Raw genomic sequence first — 12,221 nt, 5'->3', positions numbered from 1 at the left:
ATTTTTCCCGATCTGATCAGGATTTTTCCATATGGGAATATAGGAAGAAATAAGATTAAATGAAGAAAATATCTACATAAATATCTAATTTATAATTATTTACACATTAATATCATCTACCTAAATGGTATTACAACAAATGGTAAATCAGATAAATACAAGGGTAGATATGGGAAAATTATGCATTTATTTTTTCCGGTTTTGTCTTTATGAAGCTATCTGGCTGCGCGAAATTTGCATAAAATTTACAAGCGTTGAAACATTTATACCTTATTCTGAGCTTACTGCTGATCAATATTACCCTCTTTGCCCAAACAGGAACCATCAAAGGGAAAGTAACCACTTCCGATGGCGAGCCTACCCCATATGTTACTATAGGATTAAAAGATGTCAAAAAAGGAACTTTCACAACAGAAGAAGGCACCTATGTAATAAAGAACGTTAAGCCAGGCAATTACATCCTGGTGATTTCCCATACAGGCACCAGAACGCAGGAACAGCCGGTAGTAGTAACCGCAGACCATACCACTACTGCCAACGCTACCCTGGAAGTAAGCGCCAGCCAGTTAAACGAAGTAGTAGTAGGTGGCGCACATGCTACCGACATCAATAGCCGCCGTGTATCCATCGGTAAGCTGCAGGTTGCCAGCATGGACCTTCCGCAGTCTGTAACCGTTATCAGTCATGAAGTACTGGAAAACCAGCAGGCACAGCGCCTCAGCGATGTGGTAAAAAATGTCAACGGGGTATATATGGCTTCCAGCCGTGGCGGTGTACAGGAAAGCTTTAACTCCCGAGGTTATGCCTTTTCCTCTACCAATATGTTTAAAAACGGTATGCGGGTAAACTCAGGTGCGATGCCGGAAATGAGTGGTCTGGAGCGTGTGGAAGTACTGAAAGGCAGCGCTGCCATCCTTTATGGCAACGTTTCTCCCGGTGCAGTAATGAACATGGTCACCAAACAACCTAAATTCAACTTCGGCGGTGAAGTAAATCTGAGAGCAGGCAGCTTCGGGTTACTGAAACCAGCCTTCGATGTATATGGCCCCCTCAGCAAATCTGTTGCATACCGCGTAAACGGCAGCTTCGAAACTACCGACAGCTACCGCGATCAGGTACATTCCAAAAGATATTATGTAAACCCCTCCTTATTATTCAAACTGAGCGACCGCACAGAACTGGTGGTGCAGGGTGACTACCTGAAGGCTGACTTCACTCCTGATTTTGGTACACCATCGCTGAACAGTACTACCATTCCAAAGATGGGCCGTAATACCTTCTTCGGTGAACCATGGAACTATACGCATACACAACAATCTACAGCTTCTGCCAACATCAAACATCAGATCAGCAAAACATGGAATCTGAATGGTCTGGTATCTTATTCTAAATATGTGCGCGATTATTATGGCATCGAGCGCCTGCAGGCCGGAACCAGTGCTAAAACAGGTCTGGATACCCTCGCCCGCATGTTGGGTAAAAATGGTACCAATGAAGACTATTTCGCCGCTGAACTGGATTTTACCGGCACTGTAAAAACCGGTATACTGGAACACAATATACTTGCAGGCATTGATGGAGACAGATATGTTACAGGTGCCTATAAATACAACGTATCAACTAAACCATATGATACCATCCTGGATATCCACAATCCTGCTACATCACGTTTACGCACAGATATGCCGGATGCGCCAATCCTGAATGTTGCCATTGCACCGATTAACAGAATCGGGATTTATCTTCAGGATCTGATCAAAATCAATGACAAGCTGAATATCCTTGTAGGTGTTCGTGCATCATATCTGCAAACTGAAAATTCTGTTACCTATGACTTCACCAAAGGAGGTCAGAAAACGACAGCAAACAACAGCCGGTATGATCATGCCATTTCACCAAAAGTTGCTTTCATTTATAAATTAAGACCAGCAACAGCAGTATTTGCCAGCTATACCACCTCATTCACGCCTAACACAGGGTTTGATATAAGCGGTGGAAACCTTGCTCCATCTACTATCCAACAATACGAAGCAGGTATCAAGAATGATTTCTTCGGCGGTAAATTATCAACAAATCTGACTGTTTACAGTATAATTAATAACAACTATGCACAAACAGCGCCAACCCTTGCCGACGGTTCGTCAAATACTAACACCTCTTACAAACAAATGGTGGGCGGTACCAAAAGTCAGGGTGTAGAACTGGATATCATGGGTCATCCGATCGCAGGACTGGATGTAGTTGCAGGTTATAGCTACAACAACATCGAAATCACTGCCAGTGGCGATAAATTAGGTTCTGTTAAAGGGGAGCGCCTGGTAGGTAACCCAAATCATACTGCCAACGCAAGTGCTTTCTATACTATTCAGAAATCTACATTAAAAGGTCTTAAATTTGGTGCCGGATTCTATTACCTGGGCCAACGTTATGCCGGCTGGAACAACACCACCGATATAAAAGGCCAGCCAACGGCTAACCGCCTGATCTCTGTACCTGGTTACAGCACTATAGACATCAGCGCTGGCTATACCTATAAGAAGTTAAGCTTTATGGCAAAGGTTTCTAATCTTACCAATACCTACAACTATTATGTACACGAAAACTATAGTATCAACCCGATTCCTCCGACCGCGTTCACAGGAACAGTTGCATACAAGTTTTAATTAAATACCGAAAATCATTGGGCTGTACTGGTAAAACAGGCAGCCCTTTTACCGTTTTATATCAACTATTTATGAAAGTATTCTTCCGACGCATTCACTTATACCTCGGACTCACAGCCGGCCTCGTTATCACCCTGAGCTGCCTCACAGGTGCCATGCTGGTATTTGAGAAAGAGATTACAGAGGCGCTCAACCACGACAGGTATTTCGTTACGCCTGCCGAAAAACGCGTGCCACTGTCGGCCATCATTAACAGCGTCAAACAGGAAGTTCCCGGTGCGAATATTACCCGCATCCAGTTATTTGCAGATCCTACCCGTACCGTACAGGTTTTATTTGAAGAGAAGAAAAAAGAAAAACGCGCCGAAGGCGAGAAAGCCGACAGCAAGCCAATGGGCCGCGAAAAAGGCAAAGGAGCAGCCCCCAAAAAAGAAAAAGGCCGTACAGCCTTCGTAAATCCCTATACCGGACAAGTAATTGAGCTTTACAGCTACCAGGCTACCTTCTACTATAAGATATTCGCCTTCCACCGCTGGCTGCTGGCAGGTGATACCGGAAAAATCATCACCGGTACCAGTACCTTCATATTCCTGTTTATCCTGATCACCGGGATTATCCTCTGGTGGCCTAAAACAAGAAATATCCTGAAGCAACGCCTGAAAGTTAAATGGGATGGTAACTGGAAACGTGTCAACAACGACCTCCACGTAGTACTCGGTTTTTATACTTCCATCTTTTTATTTGTGATTGCCTTTGGTGGCGTGGTATGGTCGTTCGACTGGTTCAGCAATGCCTTCTATTCCACCCTGGGTGGTAACAAACCCGCTACCATCGCCGGCAGCATAGCTACTGAACCTAACCAGCTGCGTATCAGTCCGGACGATGCCTTCCGCATTGGCCAGCAACAGGAACCTAACGCCTACTTCTATACGGTGAATATGCCTAAAGACAGCAGCAGCTCCTTCGTTGTAAACGCACTGCCATCCTCTGCAAGAATAGAAGTAGCCACTACCGCTTTTACCATCGACCAATACAGCGGTAAGGTATTACAGAAAGAAACTTTCAGCGATCGTAAACTGGGTACCCAGGTAAAGAACCTGATGAAGCCCATTCATACCGGTACTATTTACGGTACCCCTACAAAAATATTCTATTTCGTGATTGCCTTGCTGGGCGCTATCTTCCCTGCAACAGGCACCATCATGTGGCTGAACAGAACACGTAAGCAAAAAAAGAAACCAGCGACAAAAACGATGGAAACGAAGAAAGCAGCATAATTTACCTTAAATAGTTTTTTGAATCCCGCAGCACCATTTAGCACTGCGGGATTTTTATTTTAGCCTAATCTCTTCCTTTTTCTCCAAAAAACTTCTACTTTTACGCCCCCCTAATAATTTTGAAATCTGACTTTATGGAAAAGATAACCCGCTACAACCTCGAATGGCTCCTGGCACAGGAGGAAAACAACAACCCCGCTAAATACCTGTTCTTCTGGGGACATACACCTGCCGCCAACGGGCAATTAGGAAAAGAATGTTTCAGTCAGTGGTACGAGGCCCCGTTCACTGCCGACGGCCATCGCTATCTTACCGCAGAACACTGGATGATGGCACAGAAAGCCCTGCTATTCAAAGACCAGCCCATCTTCCAGCAAATCCTGACTTGCAAAACGCCCGGTGAAGCCAAAAAACTAGGCAGGAAAGTCAGCAACTTCGATGGAGGGATATGGGACAAACACCGCTGTGATATTGTAAGAACCGGCAACGTGCATAAATTCGGACAGCATGAAGCGCTAAAAACCTACCTGCTGAATACCGGCAGCCGTATTCTCGTAGAGGCGAGCCCCTTAGATAAGATCTGGGGAATAGGCATGGGTAAAGACAACCCAGATGCTGCCCGCCCTGATGCCTGGAAAGGCCTCAACCTGCTGGGGTTTGCCTTAATGGAAGCACGTGATATACTGACTAAGCAGTAAACGAATAAAGAAGCGCGGAACTACCATGGTAATCCCGCGCTTCCTCTTATAAAAATATACTAGTAAAGGTTATAGTCGTCGCCCATAAAAGGCATAATGGCTGTCACTTTCATCGGCAAGGTAGTACCATCTTCGTTTACGTACACCATCGTATTTCCCTCTCTGCACAATACAGGAAAACTATATTTAACGGAGCCATAACTTGCCGGCTCATCCAGCGCAATATCATCAAACTGCTTGCTGGTAACAGGTTTGCCATTAGCATGCAGTAGTGTAAACTTATGGCCATTCTTGCCAATAAAGCCTTTATCATCGGCATTGATCAGCAGCTGGTCATAGCCGGGCGGTATTAATATCAGCCCCTGTAAGGAAGCCAGTCCTTGCCGGAACGTAGCCCCATCAGGCGACAACTTCAATAACAACAAACTGTTACCCGTCTCGAAGTTGCTATACCCATATAGGTCTACATCGTAAATGCATGGCACCAATTCCTTGCCGGTACTGTCAATATAGCCATATAGCATTTTGTTGCCGGTATTTTTCACGACCTGGTAAATCCCCCTACTGCGTACCCTGATATCCGCATAATCCGTTGGGATAATGGTCTTATTATGTTCATCAACCACACCGGATTTCTCCCCATTGCCAACGATCATCTGCCCCTCCACGGTGGAAAAATTCTTATACCCTTCAACTGGTTGTAGTTTCCGCGTAGCAACATCATAGAGCGTATAGGTTGAATGGTCTCCAATCAGCTTACTAACCCCATATACCGTTCCTTTCATATGATATACACCATCGTAGGTGGCAGGCAGCAAAATATTACCCTTCAAATCGGCGATACCATAGGTATTATCGCCGGCACTGTTCCGCTGAGCGATTTCCAGCAGTGTATCTGAAGCGGCAAGCAACTTAATATCGGTATATTGATAGGGCATTACCTGTTGCTTTGTTTTGATATTCACCAGGCCCCAGTTCTTATTTTGCAGCACCAAATACAGCTCATCATTCAACTTCTCAAAGTTATTATAGCTGGCCGCTAATATTTCCTCTCCGCTGGTAGAATACAAGCCTTTTTTATGCTGGTATTCTACTTCCATATACTTGCCGGAACCATCTGATGTAAATTCATGGAATGCCGGCTCAATAAGCTTTTTTGTCAGCGGGAAATAAAATCCATACACAGCGGCTTTTTGTAATACAAAAATCAGCGGCTCCTGGCTCTTGTAGCCGGGACGATTACCTTCAATATTCGTATATGCCTTTTCCAGCACCGGTTGCCCGGTACTATCAAATAATTTATAATCACCCGAAACCTTTGCAATGTAGTAGTGTTCAAAGCAACGGATCTCCCCGTCGTAAGATGGAGGCACAATGACTTTTCCTGCCCTGTTGATCAGTCCTGATTTTTTATTCTTTGTAACGGTAATAAAAGGACCGTTCTCAAATTCGCTGTAGGGATTGGAGATATCGTCGTAGATAAAGTCTGTAATTGGTTTCCCTTCATTATTTATCAACCCGAAATAACCATCTTTCTTCACCTTCAGCATATCGTCGATGGTTTCCATATAGGTATATTCCGGCGCTGCATAGACCTTTTTTGTAACAGGATTGATCATTACATAGCTTCCGTTTTTCTGCAGGCCGCAAATCCAGTTTGTACCACGCGGCGAATAATTATCGTGCTGGTATTCGAAAGGAATAATCGTTTCATTCTTTAAGTTAATGACACCCCACTTATTTCCCTTTGCTGCCAGGAGATAATCTCCCTCGCTGCCACAGCCGGCGCAGTAGTCCAGCTGATCGTACATAGCGGGTATTACCAGTGTACCGGTATTCCCGTTATATATGCCCCATTTATTATTGGAACGTACGCCAAAATAATTACCACCCAGTATAGTGATGTCCTGGTATAACAATGGCACGAGTAGTTTTCCACGGGTAGTCGCCAACGTTACCTTGTCTGCTTTTTTCAGGCGGAGATATAATCTATATTCCAGCGAAACGGAATCGTATATCGCTGGCACCAGCCAGGTATTGGTACTATCCAGCACCCCGAATTTCCCGTTGTTCTTAACCAGCAGCAGCCTTTCATTTTCCTTAATCTCCGGATGTTCATCATCTTCAAAGTCGGCAGGATTAAAGGGTTGCTCTATCTTGTCAAATACTTTCTGTCCCTTTGTATTGATGTACCAGGATTTTCCGTTCTGCTGAATGCGCGCCAGTCCCTTCACGAATATGGAACCTTTCTGTGCCTGTGCAGGGAATTGCAGCAATATTCCTGCGAGGCAGGCTAATAGTACTAACTTTCTATTCATCATATCCCTTCCTTTTCTTTGAACGATAAGGTAATACGGAACCATCGGCGTTTATGTAGAAATACCAGCCGTCTTCTTTTACCATCACCGGAAAACCGTCGCCATCGTAGTAGCTTTGGTTGCGTTCCAGCTCATCATATTTCGCCGGAATTATAATAACTCCGCTGCTACTGATAATGCCATATTTCCTATTATCCGTAACATAAAAATTCCGCTGACTTTTATCATAGGTGATATCCTGGTATTTCATCGGGATAATTTCTTTACCGGTAGAATCTACCACACCAAAATTTCCACTTTTACCTACTTTATAATATCCGATATCGTAAAACTTACTGATGTCATCATATTTCAGCGGCAGGAATATACTACCATCCTTTCTGATCAAGCCTTGCAGGGTATCCTGTCTTACTTGCAGGAGATCATCTTCAAAGCGGTTAATATCATCCGCAGTGATAGGATATACGACTTTATTATCACGGCTGATAATGCCAAAATGCATACTCCTTCCCTCTCCTTTTCCTGCCAGTGCCAGACCATTGTAGAAATCTCCCACAAACTGGTAATCATTGAAATATACTTCCTTACCGGTGGTATCTACGAAGAGGTTTTCATGGATGTTGTTCCAGATTTTCAACAAGCCGTTGTTAAAAGAAGCTATATCTCTTTTAACGGAATCCGGCATGAGCAGGCGCGAGAAACCATTGTGTTTAAATTCCCAGTACGGATAGGTATACAGCTTATTCCCTTTCAGGTCTGTCAGCCAGGTATCGGCAGAGTTTTTACTGCCATAAACAGTTTGTACGATCCTGTTTTCTGAAACGGCGGTGAAATTGCCATATTTACTGGCAGCTCTTATCATTGTGCCGTCAGGTGCGGCCATGGCACTGGTATCATAGTTGATGTTCAGCGCTATCATGGCAGGGTTTTGCCATTCTATCCTGGTGTAAATTGGAGGCAGCACTTCTTTTCCAGTGGTGGTATTAAAAAGTCCGAGGCGGTCTTTTTTCATCATGGCGATGAATTGATTGCCTTTCGGACCTGCCATATTTGACATATAGGAATAACCATCATTATAACCCTGGCTGATACCGGTATAACGGCAAGGCACCAACGGAGTACCGTCGGTTTTTGCCAGCCCCATCAGGTGCTGTGCAGTGGTAATAGCGATCAGCGGCATCCCGTTATAAACGATGATATCGGCATGCGCGTAATCTGTTGCCAGCAGTTTTTTACCGGTGGTATCATACACATTCCATAGATTGCCTTTACGCGTGAGGAACCATCCGGGATGACCATAGTTAAAACGTGTACTGAAGGAAGTTGCACTGGTGAGCTTTTCGGCATCTATGCCAGCGGGAATAATCTCATCAAATACAATCGGCACAATTTCTTTTCCTTCTCCGTTCAGTATACCCTGCTTACCCATTTTCTTCACCATTACATAATTGCCATAAGGAGCAGATGAAGTATAGATGAGATCTGTGATTTCCTTTCCATCGCGGTTAACAAAGCCGACCTTTCCTGCTTTGGATACCGCAAAGGTACCATAGACGGGTCCTCTTTCTATTTTATCGTACAGTGGAGGAGTGATCTTTTTGCCGGCACTGTCCATAACGCCAATTTTCCCTTGTACTTCGTAGGTGAAGTAGGCGTTATCTTCATAGCCAAGGCCGCTGAAGTCGGCATACCCGATATCAGTTACGGGTGAGCCGTCATTGCGTATAAGTCCGACTTTATGCTGACGTTCTACCTTGAGAAAGGGAGAGATATAGCTTTTTCCTACTTCGTCAAAGGCGGCTTCCTGGATGACCTGACCTGTTTTGATGTCGGCCCATCCCCAGAGTGGCCCTTTTCTGAACTTATAGACGGCAGCATTCAGTGGTCCTAACTCATCATATATAGGCTCTGCCAATACTTTACCGAACGTGTCAATAGCGCCATATTTCCCATTCAGGCGGGTGATAACAAAACAATAGTCGTTGCTATGATCATAATCGCTTTGTTCATCTGCCAGCTTCACCTCATCAAATTTAAACGGTGCGATCGTTTTCCCGTTGTAGTTTACTGCACCATAGGCATTATGTTTTATGCCGATGAGTGTTTTATAATACCCCTGGTTTTCCCGTTGATCTATCAGCACGGAACCGCCACGGTGCAGGAATTGCACCTGGTTATCGATCTTTACTTCAGCGAGGAGGTCCTGAAACGGAGAGAGGTATTCTACTTCTGTAAATTGCTGTGCACCGGCAGTAAATGGCAACAGCAATGGTATGATAAATCTTAGGTATTTCATGTGGTTAAACTAAAAAACATGGCTCGTAAAATACAAATATGCAATGTTTATTATGATAAATCAAGTTTTAGTAAGGAATCCGGAGATAGAAAAAGGCAGTAATACGATCGTACTCCTGCCCTTCTCTGTTAACCGTTTTTACAAATTTACCAGTTCTATACTGCTACCATATCCCTGATTTCAGGGATTTCCAGTTGTCTTTCCAGCAAGGCTTTAAATTGTATAAACAGCCATTCTATATTTTTTCCATGAACCTCACTCAGGATAGACCTTAAAGCTATCATTTCCTCATTGATAAAGCCAACGTTGGAATGCACTGATTCCAGCTCCTTCAATTCCCCCGGAGGAATAGAATTTTGGGAGAAGTAAACATAATCAGCCTTAATAAAGGCGCTGATACGGCTATTCCATTTTTCTTCAGCGGCCCATTGCTTATCCAGCACCTGCGTAAGTAATGCCTTCAGCTTTGGAATCTGCTGCTGCTTCATGGCATCCAGGGTATCAGTAATATATGTTACAGTCAATTCGTGATTATAAAATGGCGTTATTATCTGTTCAATCTCAATAGCAATGGCCAGAAAATCCTCTACAAACTGTTGCTCCAGTTTCAGGCTATGATACTGATTTCCTATAGCTGCATCCTGGTTGTTAAAAAGTACGAATCCTTCCTTATCCAACTCTTTTAGCAGCAATTCCTGTTCTTCAATCTCGTCTTCCAAAGCGGCAGCTAATGTGGCGGCTTTATCAGCACCAAATTTTTTACCGTCAAAATCAAAGGTATTTACCTGGATCTTACCTGTTCTGATCGCATGTAGTATTTCAAGGTCTGCCTGGTTCCGCCTGATTTTATTATACAGCTGTCCATTGGATTCGTTATAAATTTCATCGAAAGTCCGTAGCCTGGTTTCCTGGCTGATTTCATCCATGTCCCAACCTTTAAGGTCGATATTTCTACCATCATAAAATCCCAGGTAGACAGCAGGCAGGGCATATCTTGTTATTTCACCGGTGTAGAATTGTTCAAATGCTGCCGGCGTAATAACCGTAGCCCGGGTAATATCTACTTCTGCGTAAAATAACTGACTGATTTCTTCCTGCACTTTTTCAGGTGACTCAAACAGTTCCCAGGCGCTGCGATTATCTGTTATACCTTCAATATTCAATGCTTTCAGCGATGTGGAACGGTCTTCTAAGGAAGGGTGGCTTGCCCATTGATCTTTATAGTTCACCCTTGATGTAGCAAAGCTTTTAGAAAAATTATCCGGTATCAATGGCAGGCCGTTATTTACTTCCCAGCTCCTCGATTTTGCATTAATTAACATAACAGACCGGTGGTTGAGATAGACATTCCTGCTGACCTTCCCTTCTGCAAACAATAAATTTAGTTTGTCGCCCAGGGCATTCATGGCTGCATTAGCATATTCAGTGCTAACAAGGCTGGTAATTGCGTTATTACTTCCAGCCAGGGAAGCACCGACCATGTCCGCATGGAATTCCATTTCACGGCTAAGGCTCATATAGGTCCTGTTAACATAAGCATACAATCGCTTCATAACATACATGACAGCCTTTACCAGTATATCTGCAGCATATGCCACCAGTGCCAGCACACCATTTACTTTTTCCATCCCTTCTATAAAGCCGTTGACACGCTCATCATCGCGGACCATACTATAAATCAACCGGTTTACATGATAGATATAGCCACCTAATTGCAAACTTTGCTGGCTAAAATGCCCGAATTCATGCGCCATGGCAGCTTTGAACGCTGTAATATTCAGCGCATTGATCAGCCCGGCGCCAATAACGAGATTGCGACGTTTCGGAAAAAACATGCTCCAGAAAGTGGGGATATAGAATACGCTGGCGTTAACTTCCTGGCTCAGGTAAATGCGCCTGGGAAAACTTGTCCCGGCTTCCCTGCTGATTTGCCTGATAAAATCAAATAGTACCGGGTGCTCCACTTCCGTTATTTCTATATGGCTAATTTTCTCTCTTCCTAATCTGACAAACTGGAATTGCAGCACAAAATAGATGGCAGCAAAGCTCGTTACCAGGATAGCTCCTCCTAACATCAGCGTCAATAATCCTATCTGGGTAGACATGAGCCAGAAACCAAAATAAACGCCCAGGCATCCTAATATCACTGCCAGCAACACTACCAGTGGATACACAAAAAAGAAGCAGCATATCGAGACGATAACGCGAACTGCCTGTTTCTTAAAATTCGCATTGGGTAATAAAAAACTTTTATCCGCAATGACGGGAGATGGCGGATACAACATTTTGCTCATAGGGATACAGGTATAAGTAGGCACAAGATAGATAAATCACGGCAAGGCGGTTAACTGGATCAAAAAATTAAGTACTTCTACTTAATCTCCTCACCTGCAAACTTATCGAGCATAACAAAAAATGCCGTCCCTACAGGAAGAACGGCATTTAAACAAAAAACTTATGCGGCATTTTCATATTATTGCAGACGTTTAAGCCGGTATAACAGCTGTTTGATACCTTCCTGGTATTCGTCAATAATAGACTGTGTAAACTGGTCGGGGAACAAATCACGCTTAGCATCTACCACCGTATAAAATCCATCGATATAGGCAATGGCATCTTTCGGTTTCCTGGTTTCAGGAATGGTTATGTCCATGTCGCCTTTTGTGGCCATAGTTGTTTCTACCAGGCGGTCCAGTATCTTTCTGAGGTCGTGCTCTGCCTGGTCCAGTGCAATATGGGCCGCATAGCTACCTTTACCCTGCGCATCCCAGTGCAAAAGCTTCAGGCTGCTGTTAAATGAGAACATAATCCCTAAAAACTCTCCGGTAGAAATCTCAGTGGATTTCTTTACTTCCTTAACAGTGTGTGTACTCATAAAAAAGGTTTTTTACTGTGAACGAATAGTATAATGCAATTGTTCGTTTCCCTGTTGCAACAACAGTTCTGACGAACTCCGTCATTCCTCGTTT

At 43.9% G+C, this 12,221-nt stretch carries 7 protein-coding genes; 3 read left to right on the top strand and 4 right to left on the bottom strand.

The window, feature by feature from the left end:
* Positions 1-254 precede the first annotated feature (254 nt).
* The 3 genes from F3J22_RS11495 (at position 255) to F3J22_RS11485 (ending at position 4,638) form a co-directional block, all read left to right on the top strand.
* Complete coding sequence (locus F3J22_RS11495) at positions 255-2,663, top strand: TonB-dependent receptor (protein WP_167017222.1); 2,409 nt, start codon at positions 255-257, stop codon at positions 2,661-2,663.
* Positions 2,664-2,734: 71 nt separating this feature from the next.
* Entirely contained in the window at positions 2,735-3,940 is a 1,206-nt protein-coding gene (locus F3J22_RS11490; protein ID WP_167017220.1) for a PepSY domain-containing protein, read from the top strand.
* 134 nt (positions 3,941-4,074) lie between these two features.
* Positions 4,075-4,638 (top strand): NADAR family protein, encoded by a 564-nt coding sequence (locus F3J22_RS11485; RefSeq protein WP_167017218.1) that lies wholly within the window; start codon positions 4,075-4,077, stop codon positions 4,636-4,638.
* A 59-nt stretch (positions 4,639-4,697) separates the two neighbouring features.
* On the opposite strand, the gene F3J22_RS11480 is transcribed toward F3J22_RS11485, so the two are convergent.
* The 4 genes from F3J22_RS11480 to F3J22_RS11465 all read right to left on the bottom strand — a co-directional run bounded on the left by F3J22_RS11480 (position 4,698) and on the right by F3J22_RS11465 (position 12,127).
* Positions 4,698-6,959 (bottom strand): WG repeat-containing protein, encoded by a 2,262-nt coding sequence (locus F3J22_RS11480; protein WP_167017216.1) that lies wholly within the window; start codon positions 6,957-6,959, stop codon positions 4,698-4,700.
* A complete protein-coding gene (locus F3J22_RS11475; protein WP_167017214.1) occupies positions 6,949-9,252 on the bottom strand; it encodes a WG repeat-containing protein in 2,304 nt (767 codons plus the stop codon). The genes F3J22_RS11480 and F3J22_RS11475 overlap by 11 nt, the downstream gene beginning before the upstream one ends.
* Positions 9,253-9,407: 155 nt before the next feature.
* Positions 9,408-11,546, bottom strand: a complete 2,139-nt coding sequence (locus tag F3J22_RS11470) for a M48 family metallopeptidase (RefSeq protein WP_167017212.1) — start codon at positions 11,544-11,546, stop codon at positions 9,408-9,410.
* 179 nt (positions 11,547-11,725) lie between these two features.
* Positions 11,726-12,127 carry a DUF5856 family protein gene (locus tag F3J22_RS11465; RefSeq protein WP_167017210.1) on the bottom strand — a complete coding sequence of 134 codons (402 nt, stop codon included), beginning with the start codon at positions 12,125-12,127 and terminating at the stop codon, positions 11,726-11,728.
* Positions 12,128-12,221 lie beyond the last annotated feature (94 nt).

Origin of the sequence: Chitinophaga sp. Cy-1792 (genome assembly GCF_011752935.1) — a bacterium.
Taxonomy (GTDB): Bacteria; Bacteroidota; Bacteroidia; order Chitinophagales; family Chitinophagaceae; genus Chitinophaga.
Note: the sequence above shows the minus strand (reverse complement) of the source record. Positions and strands in the feature narration are given on the sequence as shown.